This is a genomic window from Polaromonas sp. A23, assembly GCF_002001015.1.
GTDB lineage: Bacteria > Pseudomonadota > Gammaproteobacteria > Burkholderiales > Burkholderiaceae_C > Polaromonas.
Map to the genome: position 1 here is coordinate 279,410 of NZ_MUNO01000018.1, position 16,189 is coordinate 295,598.

At 60.4% G+C, this 16,189-nt stretch carries 17 protein-coding genes; 7 read left to right on the forward strand and 10 right to left on the reverse strand.

Translation table 11 applies throughout. The features are described from left to right. Positions 1-22 precede the first annotated feature (22 nt). The 9 genes from B0B52_RS10230 to B0B52_RS10270 all read right to left on the reverse strand — a co-directional run bounded on the left by B0B52_RS10230 (position 23) and on the right by B0B52_RS10270 (position 7,215). Positions 23-1,006 carry a tripartite tricarboxylate transporter substrate binding protein gene (locus tag B0B52_RS10230; protein ID WP_077593515.1) on the reverse strand — a complete coding sequence of 328 codons (984 nt, stop codon included), beginning with the start codon at positions 1,004-1,006 and terminating at the stop codon, positions 23-25. Between the two features lie 362 nt (positions 1,007-1,368). Continuing rightward, entirely contained in the window at positions 1,369-2,010 is a 642-nt protein-coding gene (gene nth / locus B0B52_RS10235; protein ID WP_077593516.1) for an endonuclease III, read from the reverse strand. 37 nt (positions 2,011-2,047) lie between these two features. Continuing rightward, positions 2,048-3,010: a GyrI-like domain-containing protein gene (locus B0B52_RS10240; RefSeq protein ID WP_077593517.1), complete on the reverse strand. Its 963-nt coding sequence runs from the start codon at positions 3,008-3,010 to the stop codon at positions 2,048-2,050. Then, positions 3,007-4,365, reverse strand: coding sequence for a type II toxin-antitoxin system HipA family toxin (locus tag B0B52_RS10245; RefSeq protein ID WP_077593518.1), 1,359 nt, complete (start codon positions 4,363-4,365; stop codon positions 3,007-3,009). Before B0B52_RS10245 ends, B0B52_RS10240 begins: the two co-directional genes overlap by 4 nt. Then, on the reverse strand, positions 4,359-4,613 hold the full coding sequence (locus tag B0B52_RS10250) for a helix-turn-helix transcriptional regulator (protein WP_077593519.1): 255 nt from the start codon (positions 4,611-4,613) through the stop codon (positions 4,359-4,361). The genes B0B52_RS10245 and B0B52_RS10250 overlap by 7 nt, the downstream gene beginning before the upstream one ends. A gap of 100 nt (positions 4,614-4,713) precedes the next feature. Then, positions 4,714-5,124: a PaaI family thioesterase gene (locus tag B0B52_RS10255; RefSeq protein WP_077593520.1), complete on the reverse strand. Its 411-nt coding sequence runs from the start codon at positions 5,122-5,124 to the stop codon at positions 4,714-4,716. Continuing rightward, complete coding sequence (locus B0B52_RS10260; protein WP_077593521.1) at positions 5,114-5,641, reverse strand: hypothetical protein; 528 nt, start codon at positions 5,639-5,641, stop codon at positions 5,114-5,116. The genes B0B52_RS10255 and B0B52_RS10260 overlap by 11 nt, the downstream gene beginning before the upstream one ends. A gap of 23 nt (positions 5,642-5,664) precedes the next feature. Beyond that, a complete protein-coding gene (locus B0B52_RS10265) occupies positions 5,665-6,240 on the reverse strand; it encodes a TetR/AcrR family transcriptional regulator (RefSeq protein WP_077593522.1) in 576 nt (191 codons plus the stop codon). Positions 6,241-6,297: 57 nt separating this feature from the next. Continuing rightward, positions 6,298-7,215 carry a LysR family transcriptional regulator gene (locus B0B52_RS10270; protein WP_077593523.1) on the reverse strand — a complete coding sequence of 306 codons (918 nt, stop codon included), beginning with the start codon at positions 7,213-7,215 and terminating at the stop codon, positions 6,298-6,300. Between the two features lie 74 nt (positions 7,216-7,289). On the opposite strand from B0B52_RS10270, the gene B0B52_RS10275 reads away from it, so the two are divergent. From B0B52_RS10275 to B0B52_RS22145, 7 genes are all read left to right on the forward strand, one after another. After that, positions 7,290-8,207, forward strand: a complete 918-nt coding sequence (locus tag B0B52_RS10275) for a prephenate dehydrogenase (protein WP_077593524.1) — start codon at positions 7,290-7,292, stop codon at positions 8,205-8,207. 142 nt (positions 8,208-8,349) lie between these two features. Continuing rightward, entirely contained in the window at positions 8,350-9,306 is a 957-nt protein-coding gene (locus B0B52_RS10280; RefSeq protein ID WP_077593525.1) for a TAXI family TRAP transporter solute-binding subunit, read from the forward strand. Positions 9,307-9,479: 173 nt separating this feature from the next. After that, a complete protein-coding gene (locus B0B52_RS10285; protein ID WP_077593526.1) occupies positions 9,480-11,696 on the forward strand; it encodes a TRAP transporter permease in 2,217 nt (738 codons plus the stop codon). A gap of 136 nt (positions 11,697-11,832) precedes the next feature. After that, positions 11,833-13,026, forward strand: a complete 1,194-nt coding sequence (locus B0B52_RS10290; RefSeq protein WP_077593527.1) for a PLP-dependent aminotransferase family protein — start codon at positions 11,833-11,835, stop codon at positions 13,024-13,026. A 236-nt stretch (positions 13,027-13,262) separates the two neighbouring features. Further along, complete coding sequence (locus tag B0B52_RS10295) at positions 13,263-14,618, forward strand: hypothetical protein (protein WP_077593528.1); 1,356 nt, start codon at positions 13,263-13,265, stop codon at positions 14,616-14,618. After that, entirely contained in the window at positions 14,615-14,938 is a 324-nt protein-coding gene (locus tag B0B52_RS10300) for a hypothetical protein (RefSeq protein ID WP_077593529.1), read from the forward strand. Before B0B52_RS10295 ends, B0B52_RS10300 begins: the two co-directional genes overlap by 4 nt. Positions 14,939-15,102: 164 nt before the next feature. Continuing rightward, the gene (locus B0B52_RS22145) at positions 15,103-15,642 is read left to right on the forward strand and encodes a hypothetical protein (RefSeq protein WP_139351884.1); all 540 of its coding nucleotides are present in this window, start codon (positions 15,103-15,105) and stop codon (positions 15,640-15,642) included. A 136-nt stretch (positions 15,643-15,778) separates the two neighbouring features. Here the strand turns inward: B0B52_RS22145 and B0B52_RS10310 are convergent, their stop codons facing one another. Next, positions 15,779-15,967, reverse strand: coding sequence for a hypothetical protein (locus B0B52_RS10310; RefSeq protein ID WP_077593531.1), 189 nt, complete (start codon positions 15,965-15,967; stop codon positions 15,779-15,781). Between the last annotated feature and the right edge of the window lie 222 nt (positions 15,968-16,189).

The window sequence follows — 16,189 nt, forward strand, 5'->3', positions numbered from 1 at the left end:
AGCCCGCAATCACAGCTCCTCCTCAGTCGGCCGTGATGCCGGCCTGCCTGATGATTTTTGCGTAGATATCTGCGTCCGTCTTGACGCTGCGGGCAAATTCTTCCGGTTTGTTGCCCACCACGGTCAGGCCCAGGTCGGCGACTTTGGCTGCTATCTCCGGAAAGCGCAGGATCTTGCCGACCTCGTTGGAGAATTTGTTCACCACTGATTTGGGCGTGGCCGAGGGCATGAACAGGCCGAACCAGCCATAGAGGCCGTAGGAGTGGTAGCCGAGCTCGGTGAATGTCGGCACGTCGGGCAGCGATTTCATGCGCTGGGCGCCGGTGACGGCCAGCACCCTGAACTTACCAGTATTCAGATGCGGACGGGCAGTGGCAGCATCCACAAACGCCGATGACAGCTGCCCGCCTATCAGGTCGGTGACCAGAGGCGCAGCGCCCTTGTAGGGGATATGGGTGAGGTCCAGACCGGCCTGCAGGTTCAGCAGCGAGCCCTGGATGTGCGAAGAGGTGCCATTGCCGTAGGAGCCGTAGTTGTGCCTGTTGGGATTGGACTTGGCCAAGATGATGAAGTCCCGCATCGTTTTGGCCGGCGAAGCGGCAGGAACCGCAAAAAGGCTGGGGGTGCGGGCCACTTCGGAAACGGGTGTCAGGTCCCGTATTGGGTCATACGGCAACTTGCGGTACAGGGCTGGTGCCTGAATCAGGGCCGTGATGCCCATCAGTACGGTGTAGCCGTCGCCCGGTGCCTTGGCAACAACGTCATTGCCGATGTTACCGCTGGCGCCCGGCCGGTTTTCGACGATAACGGGCTGCTTCCAGGCTTCGGACAGTTTGGCCCCGATCATGCGCGCCAGGGTGTCTGTGGCGCCCCCGGCCGGATAGGGCACGATGATCTTGATGGGCTGGGAAGGGTAGTTGCCGGCCGTTTGCGCCATCAGCGATGTGCCGCTGGCCAGCAGGGCCGCAAGCATCAGGCTGCGCCGGGCGATGAATCGTGATTTCATTTTTTTGTCTCCTGAGAGGGTGGTTGGTGTGTGATGCGCTTACTGCCGGAGGTGGCAGGAACTACTGACAATGGAAAGCTTCAAGAAGCGCGAGCCCGATCGCCTGCGCTGCATGGGATGGCGAGGTCGTGGGTCGGCCGTGCAGATCAGTTCGCTCCACAGAAAATTGCATGTGTGCATTTTTTTGTCTCCTCCACGGAGGGCGCCAGATGTCCCTCACGTGACTGGAGAGTACGCACGCGTTGGCATGCAGGCAATGACCAAATAAATCAAAAAGGGGTGGCAGAAAGTGCCAGGCCGTGCGAGTGCTTCGAGGTATGCACTATGGATTGCAGGTTAAATCCACAATGGCAGGAGCAAGATTACTCAGGCACCGGCGTCTTGGGCGTGAAGTCGCAATACGGCGCCACCGCGCACTGCCAGCACATGGGCTTGCGCGCCACACACACATAGCGCCCGTGCAATATCAGCCAGTGGTGCGCGTCCACCAGGTACTCAGGCGGAATGCGTTTGAGTAGCTTCAGCTCCACTTCCAGCGGGGTCTTGCCCGGCGCCAGGCCGGTGCGGTTGCCGAGGCGGAAGATGTGTGTGTCTACCGCCATGGTGGCTTCGCCGAAGGCGGAGTTGAGCACCACATTCGCCGTCTTGCGGCCCACGCCGGGCAGGGCCTCCAGCGCTTCGCGGCTGCGTGGCACCACGCTGTTGTGCTGCTCCACCAGCATGCGGCAGGTTTCCATCAAGTGTTTGGCCTTGCTGCGGTACAGGCCGATGGTCTTGATGTAGCCCTCCAGCCCTTCAACGCCGAGGTCCAGGATTTTCTGCGGCGTGTTGGCCACCGGGAACAGCTTGCGCGTGGCTTTGTTCACGCCCACGTCCGTTGCCTGCGCGCTCAGCAGCACAGCGGTCAAAAGTTCGAACACGCTGGTGTATTCGAGCTCGGTTACCGGCAGGGGGCTGGCGGCTTTCAGCGTGGCAAAGAAGGGGGCGATGTCGACGGTTTTCATGGCGCCAAGTCTAGCCGCGCTTCAAAAGCCCTCCGGCTTACAGCGGCCGCACCGGAACACACAACAGGCAGCGGAAAGCCCCGGTCTTTTCGTCCACCACAAAATCACCTTCGTGCAGTTCCAGTGAAGGTTTGTCGTCGGCCTGGTAGCCGCTTTGCGGCAGCCACTCGCCGAACAGGCGCATCCAGGCATCGTGAATGGTTGCGCCCGTGCCGGTGAAGGGCGCGCAGGCATAACGCCCGCCAGCAAAAGTCTGCACACCCATTTCGCCTTGCGGCTGGAAGGCGGCATCGACCTCAAAGCTGCAGTCATAGCGGCATTTGTCGGCGGGGGTGACTTCGGGATCGTCCTGAACGATGCCGTAAATCCGTTCCGGGTCCAGTCCGTGCTGTCCGACCCATGCCCAAAAGCGTTGCCAGGTGGCGCCAATATCGGGGTGGCCATAGGGGCCGGTATGGCGCATGTAGGCCAGGCGAAGGGCGGGCAGGGTCTTGAGTTCGACTTGCATAAGCATTCCTTTTTCAGTGGTGGGCTGACCCGATGGCCAGCTGTCACCATCCTGCGGAAAACCCGGGTCGGCGGCTTGATTCGCCTTGCGCACCTCTTGATGAATCTTGCTCAGTTGCTCGCGCCGGCTGGCCGACCAGCTGCGCCAGCCACCACGCCGCCACGCGGTGGGCGTCATGCCGAAGTGCGCGCCAAATGCCCGTGTGAACACTTCGGCCGACGCAAAGCCTACCTCCAGTGCCACCGCCAGCGCAGCCTGGGGCGGTGAAGCGAGCAGGCGCTGCGCTGCCGCCTCAAGCCTCAGACGGCGCACGCAGTCGGCCAGCGTCTCGCCAGTCATCGCCTGAAACATGCGATGGAAATGCCAGGGCGAAAAATGCGCCACGCCTGCCAGTGTCTGCAGATCCAGCGTGTGGTCCAGGTGCGTGCTGATGTGATCCACCACCCGGTTGATGCGGGCGACGTAAGCACGCCTGTGGTCGGGCACGCTCATGGAAGCTCTGCAATGAATTGTTCAGCCTGCGCCAGCATGCCGGTGCGTATGGTCTTGAAAACCCGCTGCGGAAAGCCCGCCGGCAACTGCGCTTCAACCTGATCCAGCGCTTCAGGCACTTGCAGCACCAGCGCCACCATGTGGTCAAAGGCGCCGGGCACACCGCATTGCTGCGCCAGCAGTTGCCAGTGGCGGGTGCGGATCTCATGCAGATAGTAGTGCGTGTTTTTGCTACGCAGTGCCATTGCCAGTTTGGCCCTGCGTGGGTGCAGCTGGTTGGGGCCCGTGCCCATGATGGGCCAGACCGACAGCACGTCATACAGCGGTGTCATGCGGTAGCCACCACCCCGTTCAAGAAAGATGGAAAAGTTCTTTGCGTGGCCATCGGTGGCGGCCATGAGCCAGAAAGCGAGCTGGGTGCTGACAAAGGTCTGCTTGTCCTCATCCGCGCGGCTACTGTTGTCCAGCTGGCGAAGAATGGCCCGTATTCCCGGGCCGCCCTCGTTTTCATACTTTCGCTCGCCGGCCACGCCAAGCGCCTGGCAAAAGTCTTCCTGCGGCAGGCGTGCAATCCATGGCGCGCGTCCTTGCGGCTGCTGAAGCGCGCGATCGAAGCGTTCCACCACCAGCACTTTGCGCTGGCCGAAGTGGGCTATCTCGCATCCGGCGACTGGCAGTCCAAGCTGTGCAAGTATCTGAGCGCATAACCATTCGTTTTCTACAGAGGAGCTCATGTCAGCGCGCATGTTTCCCACAAGCCCCAAAGGCAGTTTGAAAATATGCGTGGTGGGTGTTGCGCCCACCGGCCTGCACCACTGGTCTTTGTGCCAGAGCAGGGCAGTTTTCTCCTGCGCGCCAGCTATGGAGATACGGAAATCATCCGTTAATTCCTGGCCCACAACACGCCCGCCAGTGACCGCGTGGTTGATTGCACGCTCTACTTCCGACTCATTCAACGGCAAGTACTCGATGCGGTCGAAGCCATCAGGTGCCATGTCAGGCGGGAGCAACTGCACAGACCCCACGCAGTCGCGCCCGATTGCAGCCAGCAGATCAAACGCTTCGATGCTGCCAGTGGTGAACTTGTCACGCAATCGCCGGCGAATGGAGTCGCTGTCGGGCAACAGATTGTCAAAAAAGTTGCGGACCACTTCTCCGCGGTGCGGGAGGTTGTCCGGTGTGAATGGCAGGGAAAGCGACAGCCAGCGCGCGGCGGGCGAAGCGGGCCAGTTTTCGTCATAGTTGAAGCGATGTTCTCCATCAACCATCGACCAGGTGCCCACACGTTCGCCATTGGCCCAGACGCCGAGAACACTGTCTTGCGGATTTGTGCGGGGGCGGCGAAAAGTCACCATGTGTCGGGCCCTGGCTCGGCGACTCGGTACGCAGATGGCTCTTCAACCATCAGGCTGTAGCCCATGGCCGTGACCATGCGGGAAATCTGATCGAAGGCGGTGACTTCTGGCGCGGCCTCTATGCGGGCAATACGCTTTTGCGTAACGCCCAACCGTTCGCCAAGCTGTGTCTGCGTCAGGCCTCGCGCCTGCCGCAACGAACGCAGGATGGTGCGTAGCTGCTGTGGGTTGTCAACGGGGTATTTCATCGATACTCCTCAAAAGTAGTTATGTGAATTTACTACTTTAAAGTAGTTAAGTCAAATTACTACCTTTAAGGAGTTAATTCAACCCCCTGGCAGTGGCAAGCTACCCCGCCTTCCGAATCGTCCCCTGCGCTGCCGCGCACAGCGTGCGCTCCCCACCGCGCAGCACAAAAATATCGCAACGGCACACCGCCTGCGTCTTGCCGCTGCCCACCACCGTGGCCACGGCCAGCAGGCGCTCGGCGTCTTTGGCGGGGCGCAGGTAGTTGATCTTGAACTCCGACGTCACCGAATCGCCCAGCACCGAGCCGCCGGCAAAGGTCAGCGCGTTGTCGGCCAGGTAAGACAACACACCGCCGTGCACAAAGCCGTGCTGCTGCAGCAGGGCGGGCGCTACCGGAACAGACAGCTCTGCGCTGCCGGGCGCAAAGGCGTCGAGCCGCGCATTCAGTATGGCGCTGAAGGGTTGCTGGCTGAGAATGTGTTGCCCTTGGGTGAGCATGTCAGCTGGCATGTTGGCTCCTGGGAAAGGATTGTGCGGGCGCCTTGCCGCTCGACCGCCACCAGCGCAGGAAGCGCACCCAGGGCGACCAGGCGACGAACTTGGGTGAGTTGCCCAGCTCGTCCTGAGCCCGCGACAGAAGGTCCTCGACCAAAGCGTTGTGCAACGGACGCACTACCAGCGGCCAGAGCAGGCGGGCGCTGCCTTCGAGCTTCATCTCGATGCGGTGCTCCAGCACGCAATGCTTGGCCGTCGCGTCCAGGATTTCGCAGGCGTGCCAGCCGTTGAAACCTTTTGGCTCGGTGAACCGAAAGCGGATCGATTGGCCCGGCACATGCGCTTCGACGAAGTAGCCGATGGGGCCGTGGCCGCCCGTTGCGCCCACGCCCAGCGGCCGGTCGAACTTCATGCGCGGCCACACGTCGCTGGGCCACAGCGTGTCGGTCGGCGAGGACAGCGCGTCAAGCAGCGCGCCGACCTGCTCGGGGCTGGCGTACAGCAGGCGTTGATGGACATTCACCACTTTCATAAGAACACTCCTTTTGAAATTGTTCAGGCAGCCACCGCCATCCAGGCGGCATGCTCCAGTGCCGCACGCACCTTGGGCGCCACGGCGGGTGGGTTCTCGCTGGCCCAGTGCGGCGTGAGCGATATCGACGGCGAAAACACCACCGCCATCCAGACCGGAAAAGGCAGGGCGCGCATTTCACCGGCCGCCACCTTGGTGTCAATCCATTGCGCCAGCGTGCCAAAGGCCTCGGCGTTGGCCGCGCCCATTTCTGCGCCACCCGTCATGTCGCCGGTGCGCCGCAGTTCATGCAGCAGGCGCGCGCGGTCGGGGTGTTGCTCTACCCAGGCGATGTAAGCGCGTATCAATCCCTTCACACCCGACTGTGCTGTGGCTCGGCCGGTAATCGGCCCCAGCAGAGCGGCATGAAAGTCGCGCAGGGTGTGGGCGTACAGCGCATCGGCCAGCAAGGCCTTGGTGGGGTAGTGGTGGTACAGGCTGCCGTTGCTCACGCCGGCTTCCTGCCGCACCATGTCCATAGACGCGGCGCTAAAGCCGTGCGCCAGAAACACCTTGGCTGCGGCGTCCAGCAGTTTTGAGGAGGTCGAAGTCGGGTCCATGACTAGAGTATCACTCCAGAGTAACGCTCTAGTCAAGTACTCAGTATGAAAGTCTCACTAAGACAATTGTTTTGTCGGCCTGCCTCCCCGCGCTGCGGCCCAGTGCAGGCCCAGCAGCTTCACCATTTCGCGGCCCGCGGCCGACAGGGGGCGTTCTGTGCTGCTCAGGGCATAGGCCTGGTAGCGCACCGGTTTGGACAGCGGCCGAACAACCAGGTTAGGGCTGGGGAAGAGGCAGGCTGTCAGGTCGTCAACCACTGCCACGCCGTAACCGCTGGCGGCAACGCTGCAGGCCACATAGGCGTAGCGCACCTCCACCGTCGGCGTGAACGGCCTGCTGCGTTCGCCCAACACCTTGGCGATCATCTTGCCGTGTGCTGTTTCGGCGCCGAAGGAAATGATGTCGTGCTGCGCCAGCGCCTCCAGAGTCACCCGCTTGTGGCTGGCAAGCGGGTGCGTTGCAGCCATGGCGCACAGCACGTCGCCTTCGCCGATCAACTGCGCGGAGAGGGCCGGGTGCCCGGTTTGCACAAAGGCCACCACACCGATGTCGCACCCGCCGCTCAGAAGCTGGTCGGTGATCTGCGCATGGGTGGCAATCTCCACCGAAACATGCAGCTTGGGCATGCTGGCCTTCAGCCCGGCGATGGCGCGCGGCACCAGCTCCAGGGCGGTGCTCAGGTTGGTGACAATGCGCAGCCTGTCGGCCACGCCATGGTGCAGCTGCTCGGCGCAGGCCCTGACGCGGTCGATGCTGTGGTACGCGTTCTCGATCTCGCGCATCAGTGCCCGCGCCTCGGGCGTTGGGTGCAGGCGGCCGCCGGTGCGGTCAAAAAGCACCACACGCAGCTTGACCTCCAGGTAGCGGATCAATCGGCTCACGGCCGGCTGCGACACATGCAGGGCGAGGGCCGCGCCCGAGATCGAACCCGCCAGCATGACGGCCCGGAACACCTCAATTTGGCGCAAGTTCATGGCTTAACACGAAGTTATATGAAGTGGCTATTTTGGCATTACCCCTCATGACCTGTCCGCCCTAAACTGCGGCCATGTCACAAGTTCGCCACACCCGCTTTCTGGAACTGGAGAGCATTGCCGTCTGCGGCCTGGGTCTGATTGGCGGCTCCATCCTCAGAGCGCTGCGCGATGCGGGCTTCAGAGGCCATGTGACCGGCTACGACGTGGACGGTGCCACCTGCGATACCGTGCTGGCGCAGGGCTTTGTTCATGAAATAGTTGCTTCACCTGACGGGCTGTTTCTGGACCATGACCTCGTGGTGCTGTGCCAGCCCGTGGGCACACTGCTCGAATGGCTGGCCCACAACAAGATGCAGATGGCCGGAGGCCACGCGGTGTGTATCGACGTGGCCAGCGTGAAGATGCCCGTGGTGACGGCCCTGCGGGCGTGGCCGCACCACGCTGCCGCGCGTTTTGTTCCCTGCCACCCGATTGCCGGCAAAGCCAGCCATGGGTGGGCCGCTTCGCAGGGCGACCTTTTCCAGGGCAAGCTGTGCGTCATGACCCCCGACGCCAACACCGCGCAAGGCGCGTTTGAACTGGCCAGTGATTTCTGGCGCACCCTGGGCGCCAGCACCACCACCATGGCCGCGCCCGAGCACGACGCCGTGTATGCAGCCGTCAGCCACCTGCCGCAGGTGCTGAGTTACGCCTACCTGCACAGCCTGGCCTCGCGCGAGGGAACGGCGGCCTGGCTGGCCTACCGCGGCACAGGTTTCCAAAGCTTTGCCCGGCTGGGTTCGTCCGACGCGCAGCTGTGGGCCGACATCGCCATCCACAACGCGCAGCCCTTGATCGACGAGATCGACCGCATGAGCGATTCGCTGGCGCTGTTTCGCCAGTACGTGCATAACCGCAAGTTCAGGGAGCTGGCCACGGCCTTTTCATCGGCACGAAACTTCCATGCCAAAAGCGGGCCGATGGACGCCAGCTTTACCCCTTCGGCCTGAGGCTCAAGGAAATCATGTATTCCCACTCCCGCGTAAAAGCCGCTTTTTCGACCGGATTGCTATCATCCATTCGGCTTATCGCAAGCGGGCTGGAGCCCACGTTTTCGCAACCCTTAACCTCACCACCTCCCAGGAGTTTTTCATGAAGCTAAAGCAGTTTTTTGCCACCGCGCTGGTTGCCACCCTCGCCCTGGGCGGCGCCGTGCAGGCCCAACAGTTCTTCCGCATCGGCACGGGCGGCACAGCCGGCACCTATTACCCCGTGGGCGGCATGATCGCCAACGCGGTGTCCCAGCCCGGCAAGATCATCGTGACGGCCCAGGCGGCCAATGGTTCGCTGGCCAACGTCACCGGCATTGCCGGCGGCGCCATCGAGTCGGGCTTTTCCCAGTCCGACGTGGCAAGCTGGGCCTACACCGGCACCGGCGCCTTCGAAGGCAAACCCAAGATCAGCGACCTGCGCATGATTGCCAACCTCTACCCCGAGAGCATTCACCTGGTGGTCAAGAAGGGCTCGGGCATCAAGAGCGTGGCCGACCTCAAGGGCAAGCGCGTGGCACTGGACGAGCCCGGTTCCGGCACGCTCATCAATGCCCGCATGGTGCTGGCGGCCTACGGCGTGAAAGAAACCGACATCAAGCCCGAATACATCAAACCCAACCAGGCCGGCGACAAGCTCAAGGACGGCGCACTCGACGCCTTCTTCTTCGTGGGCGGTGCACCGGCCGGCGCTATTGCCGAGCTGGCCTCCAGCGGTGCCGGCATTGAACTCGTCGCCCTGGGCGGCCCGCAAGCCGATGCCCTGCGCGCGGCCAGCCCGTACTTCGCCGTGGACACCATTGCCGCCAATACCTACAAGGACACCGCAGCCGTGCAAACCCTGGCCGTGGGCGCCCAGTGGGTGACCAGCGCCAAGGCCGACACCGAAACCGTCTACCAGATCACCAAGGCGCTGTTCAACGACGCTACGCAGAAAACACTGGCTGCCGGCCATGCCAAGGGCAAGTTCATCACCAAGGAAAACGCCGTCAAAGCGGTGGGCATTCCGTTTCACCCCGGTGCCGAGAAGTACTACAAAGAAGTGGGCCTGCTGAAGTAATTCCATTTCTAAATCATCCGTGCACTTTGTCGGCTTCGCTAGCCGTACGTCTGTACTGTCGTCGCTTCGCCTTCGCGTTCACGAATGATGTAGAAAAGGAATAAGCAGCGCTTCCGCGCGACGTATTGCGGGCGAGCCATGACTCGCCCGTTCTTTTTTCTGGAGCTTGCCCCATGACCGCACCCGCCATTGCCACCGCCTTGCCTGACGACAAAACCCTGCTGGAGCTGGAAGAAAAGTTCGACCCCGAGATGCGTTTTCGCCCCTCGGTGCCGCCGGCCACGCAGATCATCAAGTGGCTGCTGGTGGCGCTGTCGTGCTTTCATTACTACACCGCCGGGTTCGGCCTGCTGCAAGAGGTTACGCACCGCGGGGTGCACCTGGCCTTTGTGCTGGGCCTGATTTTTCTGGTGTTTTCGGCCAGCAAGAAAGCCCAGGCTGAGCCCATGGCCCACGGTTGGGCCACCCCGGGCGGTGTGCCGCTGGTGGACTGGCTGCTGGGCCTTGCCTGTGCGGCCAGCGTGCTCTACATCCCCATGGTGTTTTCCGATCTGGCTTTCCGCGTCGGCAACCCCAGCATGCTGGACGTGCTGTTCGGCTCCGTATTGATCATCACCCTGCTGGAGGCCACCCGCCGCAGCATGGGCTGGCCGCTGCCGCTGATTGCCATTGGCTTCAGCATCTACGCCATGGCCGGCCCCATTTTCCCCGGCCTGCTCAAACACGCCGGCGCTTCCTGGTCGCAGCTGGTCAACCACCAGTACCTCACCAGCCAGGGCATTTATGGCGTGGCGGTGGGCGTGGTGGCCACCTATGTTTTTCACTTTGTGCTGTTCGGCGTCATGGCCACGCGCATCGGGCTGGGGCAGCTGTTTCTTGACATGGCTTCCAGCGTTGCCGGCCGCTACGCCGGCGGCCCGGCCAAGGTCAGCGTGTTCGGCTCCGCCATGTTCGGCATGCTCAGCGGCTCGTCGGTGGCCAACGCGGTCACCGTGGGTTCGCTCACCATTCCCGCCATGATTCGTGTGGGCTACAAGCGCGAGTTTGCCGGGGCGGTAGAAGCTGCGGCATCCACCGGCGGGCAAATCACGCCGCCCGTGCTGGGCGCTGCCGCCTTCCTGATGGTGGAGTTTTTGAATGTGTCCTACCAAACCATCATTGCCGCCGCCATCGTGCCCGCCTTCATGCATTTCTTCGGTGTGTTCATGCAGGTGCATTTCGAGGCCAAGCGCCACGGCCTGCGCGGCCTGACCGAAGAGGAAATGCCCAAACTGCGCGAGTCACTGCGCCAGCGCTGGCCCACGCTGATTCCGCTGGTGCTGATGATCTGGATTTTGGTGTCCGGTCGCACGCCTTACCTGGCGGCCTTTGTCGGCATCACCTCCTGCGCCATCGTCGGGCTGAGCACGCTGGCGCAGGGCAACACCGCGCGCAACTGGGGCCTGCTGGCGGTGCTGCACGGCATTCTGGTGGCCATGGCTTTTGTGGACTGGGGCACTGAAACCGAATGGATTCGCCTGGGCCTGTTTGCCGGCGGCGGCGCGGTGCTGGGTGCGGCGGCCTTGCTGGGCGGCGTGCGCGGGCGCATTGGCTACCCCGTGATTGGGGAAGCCCTGGAAACCGGCGCAAAGTACGCGCTGGCCGTGGGTGCCGCAGCCGCCACCGTGGGCCTGGTGATCGGTGTGGTCACGCTCACCGGTGTGGGCTTCAAGGTCAGCTACATCATCACCAGCGCGGCGCAAAGCATCTCGCAGGTGTTCAGCGTCATCGTGCCGGCCGGGCTGGCCAGTCAGCAGGGCATGACCCTGTTCGCCGCACTGGTCATGACCGGTGTGGTCTGCATCCTCATGGGCTGCGGCATTCCCACCACGGCCAACTACATCATCATGGTCACCGTGGCCGCACCCACGCTGGTGCAGCTGGGGGTGGAGCTGCTGGTGGCGCACTTCTTCGTGTTTTATTACGGCGTGCTGGCCGACATCACCCCGCCGGTGGCACTGGCCGCCTATGCCGCGGCGGGCATGGCCGGCGGCGACCCCTTCAAAACCGGCAACACCGCCTTCCGCCTGGGGCTGGCCAAGGTGCTGGTGCCCTTTGTGTTTGTGTTTTCGCCCAGCTTGTTGCTGGTGGCCAAAGGCTTCACCTGGTACGACTTTGTAGTCACCTTCACCGGCTGCGTGCTCGGCATCACCGTGCTGGCCGCGGCGCTGAGCAAGTTTGCGCTGGTGGAAATGAGCCGCTGGGAGCAAGCCCTGTGCGTGCTGGCCGCGCTGCTGCTGATTGCCCCCGGCCTTACACCCACGCTGCTGGGTGCGGCGCTGTGCCTGCCCGTGCTGCTGCGGCAAATCACCGCCTGGCGCCTGGCGCAGCGGGGGCTTATACCCGCTTGAGGCGGCTTGAAGTGGCCTGAGGGGAGGGCGGGAAGGTTGCCATAGGGTTTGCCGTTGCGAAAGCAGGAATCCTGCGCGCGACGGCGCTACCATCTACACCTACCTACCCATTCCTCCCAACTCAACGCCCCTCACCATGTCACTTCCCTTTGCCGACCGCCTCAACAACGTAGAAACCTCCGCCATCCGCGAACTGTTCAAGCTGCTGGGCAAGCCCGGCATCATCAGCTTTGCCGGCGGTTTCCCCGACAGCGCCATGTTTGACGTGGCCGGCATTCAGGAAGCGGCCAACAAGGCCTTGACGGAGGAGCCCGGCGGCGCGCTGCAATACGGAGCCACCGAAGGCTACAACCCCCTGCGCGAACAGCTCGCCGCCTTCATGGGCACCAAGGGGGTTGATGTGTCGGCCGATGGCCTGATCGTCACCACCGGCAGCCAGCAGGCGCTTGATTTGCTCGGGAAAACCATGATCAGCCCCGGCGACAAAGTCATTGTGGAAGGCCCCACCTTCCTGGCCACCATCCAGTGCTTCCGCCTTTACGGTGCAGAACTCATCAGCGCACCCATTGACGCCAACGGCGTCAAAACCGACGAGCTGGAAAAGCTGATGGCCGAGCACAAACCCAAGTTTGTGTATTTGATTCCCACCTTCGGCAACCCCAGCGGCGCCATGCTGAGCCTGGAGCGCCGCAAGAAAGTGCTGGAGCTGGCCGTCAAGTACAACACCCTGATCGTCGAAGACGACCCGTACGGCGACCTCTACTTCAACGCCGCACCGCCTCCCAGTATCCTGAGCCTGTCGAAAGACGTTCCGGGAAGCAGGGAACTGATTGCCCATTGCGGCAGCATGAGCAAGGTGCTGAGCCCGGGCCTGCGCGTGGGCTGGATGATCGGCCCCGCCGAGCTGCTGGCCAAGGCCACCATGTGCAAACAGTTCAGCGACGCGCACACCAGCACTTTCGCTCAGGCGACGGCAGCGCAATACCTCAAAGCCGGCCGCATGCCCGCCACCCTGGCCAATGTGCGCAAGGTCTACGGCGAGCGCGCCCTGGCCATGGGCGCTGCGCTCAAGCGCGAGCTGGGTGACGCGGTGGAGTTCACGCAGCCGCAAGGCGGCCTGTTCTTCTGGGCCCGGCTCACGGGTGCGGGCGGCAAAACCAAAGATGCCGGCGAGTTTGCGAAGAAGGCGATTGCGCAGGGTGTGGCGTTTGTGCCGGGGGCGCCGTTTTATGCGGGCAAGCCGGATATGTCTACTTTTCGGCTTAGCTTTGCTACGGCGGATGTGGGGAAGATTGAAGAAGGCGTGGGTCGTTTGGGAAAGGCGCTCTGACGCTTGTCGGCCGGCCGGCCAGCTGGCTCCAGGTTCGCAACAAGCTGAGGCCGTAAAAAAGCTTGCTGCGCATTTGCAACAGGCTTTTTTGTCGGACGTTGGGAGCCGGTTGCTCAGCCCGCGAGCTGTTCGTCCTTGTCAACAGCTTTAGCGGCTCCCCGCTTGGCCTCTGCACATGCAGGGGCTTCCCCGATTACTTTTCGTCGATACTGTCCCCCAAATAGTGGGGAGAGGTAATGAAAAAACTGTATATCGAGCTGGGGATTTTTTTTACTGCAAAGCGGAGTAGAAAGAATGCCAAGAAACAGCTGAAGAAGGTACACAGGAGGGAGTCAAGGGCCAGGGCGATTGCGCATCGACAGCGGCGCTCAGCCATATTTGGGCCTCGTTCAATTATCGCGGGAATGCTCAGTGAGCAAACCAGTATCGAGATTTCAATGCCGCAGACGTCGCTGCACCTCGATGTGCCTTCCACGTTTTCAATGCTTCAGGCACCAGAGCAGGCGCTAAACCTAGTCAGCTCATTTGCTCTTACTCATCGGAACAAGTCGATCTCCGATGTATTTGTCGATTTCTCCAAGATCTCTGCCCAGGACTTGGGCGCTCATGCTGTACTTGGAAAGCTCGTTGAGGAAGTGGGTCTCCAAGCTAGATTTCAAAATGCCAAGATTGCTTGGAAGGGGAATTATCCGAAGGACAAGGCGCAACAGCGCTTTATACGATCGATGGGCATCATTCGCTTGTTAGGAATCTCTGGTCACTACCTGTCGCTAGCGGAAGCGAGCAAGATACATCTGTTTGCTAGAAAAAGTAGACATGATGTGCGTGCGTTAAACGTGAAGGCAGAGACAAAGACTGATCAGCACAATGCAGTGCAGCGATTCGCTGATCACGTAAATCGGTGTTTGCAGAGAGAAGATATTAAGTTAACTGACACCGCACGCATGGAGATGTGCACATACGTGGCTGAAATTATCGACAACGCAGAAAATCATGCGGGGATGGTGGATTGGACCATTCAAGGATATCTCGACACCCATTTGGAGCAACCTGAATGTGAAATTGTCATTTTCAATTTTGGCAAGTCAATAGCCGAGACGTTGGAGGCGTTGCCTAGGGATGGATATACCTGGACGGATCAAATCGGGCCTTATTTGGAAAAGCATCACAACAACGGATGGTTTTCACCAAAGTGGCGCGAGTGCGACTTGCTGACACTCATTGCTCTTCAGGGCTCGGTGAGTTCTATGAACAACACCGACGAAACCGACAGGGGGCAAGGCACTGCAGACCTGATCGAATTTTTCCAAACGATGAATAAGGAAAGGAATCTTGAAAATCGCGGAGCAGCCACCATGTATATCCTGTCGGGAAAAACTCAGGTGCTCTTTGACGGTACTTATGAGTTGAAAAGTAAAGACGATGGACCGAGGGTTATTGCGTTTAATGTCGAAAACGATTTGAATTTGCGACCAGACCCCAGTTGTGTTAGGGCATTAAATGAAGCGTCCTTTCCTGGCACCATAATCGGTATAAAATTTCCAGTTAAAGCTGATAGCTTAGAACCCGCACCCGCAGAGGCACACAAATGAACACTTTGACTGTTGACCTCAACAGATTGGCTGGGCCCGTTTTTTCGGGGCGCAATCGAGGTGCGGCTGCACGCCAAGAATACAACTTGGATCAGGCCGAGGAGCAGGCTGACGTCATCCAGGTAGTAATCCCGGATAGTACCTACACCGTTACGAGTTCTTTTTTTCTGGGGCTTTTTGGCGATAGTGTCAGAAAGTGCGGCTCGCTTAGTAAATTTGAGAAAAAATTCCGCTACAGTGCTCCCGATTTTTTGATACCTGTGCTGAGAGGTCACGCATCACTAGCTCTGCAGAATAAAAAGCTATTCGCACAAAAGTGATGAGGGACGGTCTAAGCTCTCGAACAAGGTCCTTCGGCGCCTTATTTGGCTTTTTCCTTTCGTCAACCGTAGCAGTTGCAGCGATACCGGCCAGCTATTCACCAGCGGCCTCTGCGCCCATTCCGGTTGTTTCAAGTGCGCCACCAGTCTCTCAGGTTAACGTTGTGGCGCCTCTATTAGCCGCTACAGCCGACCCTAATGCAAAGGCAAGTCCAACAACAGAATCCTCCGGAAAGGCGGTTGACTGGTGGGCTCGAGCAATAGGTGGCTTTAGCTTGCTCGTAAGCGTTGCATTTGGTTTGTGGAAAATGCGTCGCGATCGGCGGCTATCGATAGAGGACGATTTTTGGCTTCGGAAGATTATTGCACCCACTTCGGTGGAGCCACTTTTGAAGGCGATTGTTAAGCTGCTTGAGGATCTGCCCACCTCTGAATCTTCTGAAGGGGAATTGGCTGCCTATGCGATTCGCGTCACAAAAGAATTGCAACTGCATTCCTCCTCTGTCCAAACCTTTGCGCTTCTGGATCCGAAACTTCCCGGGGAAGTCTTGTCTCATCTCAGCAATTGTGAAGATGTGTTTGCCGACCACTGCCAAGCATTATCTGAGAAGAAATCGTCTGATTCTTCTGTGGTGCGAAATGCTGTCTGGACCAGCGTAAACAATGCGTTCCTGCCGATTCGTGATTGGCAGGTTAAGCGCTAAGTTGCAGGGTTCAGGGTCAGATTCCAATTGAATTTCGAGAACTGCGCCACCGTGTTGAGTTTTAAAACAAGGTCGCTGTAAATCACCAACACCCATTACTCCTGAACGTTCATACCAGGAAACCAGAGCCGGCCGCTCAGCCCGCAGGCTGTTCCTCCTTGTCGGCCTGCTCACTGTCGTTATCTGGAGCGTCCGCCTGAGGTTGCATGTGCGGCTTCTTGCCAGGCTGAACAGCATGCTCCGCACCTGGAGTGATCTCTTCGCCGCGGTGTTTCTTTTCCTGCTGGACTTTTTTGTCGTGAGCAATGTTGCGTGGGTCGGTCATGGGGGGGCCTGTGGTGTTGATAGTGAATGCAGGGCCTGAGTGAACTTGTTCCTTCACACTGCGCGCTAAGTTAACCCGGCGATACCACTGCAATGCCTGAGCTTGTGTGGGAGGGGCCCACGCAGCGTCCTAAGTGGTTCAACTTGGACGCCTGCATAGCGAAACCCGGAATCCCACCGTTTGATGGGCTGACACGTGGGTAGCTACGTCTTCACAGCATCA

Excerpts from the sequence above, each read along its gene's own strand:
- B0B52_RS10230 (WP_077593515.1), bottom strand. The coding sequence starts at position 1,006 with ATGAAATCACGATTCATCGCCCGGCGCAGCCTGATGCTTGCGGCCCTG.
- nth (WP_077593516.1), bottom strand. The coding sequence starts at position 2,010 with ATGAAAACCGTCGACATCGCCCCCTTCTTTGCCACGCTGAAAGCCGCC.
- B0B52_RS10240 (WP_077593517.1), bottom strand. The coding sequence starts at position 3,010 with ATGAGCGTGCCCGACCACAGGCGTGCTTACGTCGCCCGCATCAACCGG.
- B0B52_RS10245 (WP_077593518.1), bottom strand. The coding sequence starts at position 4,365 with ATGGTGACTTTTCGCCGCCCCCGCACAAATCCGCAAGACAGTGTTCTC.
- B0B52_RS10250 (WP_077593519.1), bottom strand. The coding sequence starts at position 4,613 with ATGAAATACCCCGTTGACAACCCACAGCAGCTACGCACCATCCTGCGT.
- B0B52_RS10255 (WP_077593520.1), bottom strand. The coding sequence starts at position 5,124 with ATGCCAGCTGACATGCTCACCCAAGGGCAACACATTCTCAGCCAGCAA.
- B0B52_RS10260 (WP_077593521.1), bottom strand. The coding sequence starts at position 5,641 with ATGAAAGTGGTGAATGTCCATCAACGCCTGCTGTACGCCAGCCCCGAG.
- B0B52_RS10265 (WP_077593522.1), bottom strand. The coding sequence starts at position 6,240 with ATGGACCCGACTTCGACCTCCTCAAAACTGCTGGACGCCGCAGCCAAG.
- B0B52_RS10270 (WP_077593523.1), bottom strand. The coding sequence starts at position 7,215 with ATGAACTTGCGCCAAATTGAGGTGTTCCGGGCCGTCATGCTGGCGGGT.
- B0B52_RS10275 (WP_077593524.1), top strand. The coding sequence starts at position 7,290 with ATGTCACAAGTTCGCCACACCCGCTTTCTGGAACTGGAGAGCATTGCC.
- B0B52_RS10280 (WP_077593525.1), top strand. The coding sequence starts at position 8,350 with ATGAAGCTAAAGCAGTTTTTTGCCACCGCGCTGGTTGCCACCCTCGCC.
- B0B52_RS10285 (WP_077593526.1), top strand. The coding sequence starts at position 9,480 with ATGACCGCACCCGCCATTGCCACCGCCTTGCCTGACGACAAAACCCTG.
- B0B52_RS10290 (WP_077593527.1), top strand. The coding sequence starts at position 11,833 with ATGTCACTTCCCTTTGCCGACCGCCTCAACAACGTAGAAACCTCCGCC.
- B0B52_RS10295 (WP_077593528.1), top strand. The coding sequence starts at position 13,263 with ATGAAAAAACTGTATATCGAGCTGGGGATTTTTTTTACTGCAAAGCGG.
- B0B52_RS10300 (WP_077593529.1), top strand. The coding sequence starts at position 14,615 with ATGAACACTTTGACTGTTGACCTCAACAGATTGGCTGGGCCCGTTTTT.
- B0B52_RS10310 (WP_077593531.1), bottom strand. The coding sequence starts at position 15,967 with ATGACCGACCCACGCAACATTGCTCACGACAAAAAAGTCCAGCAGGAA.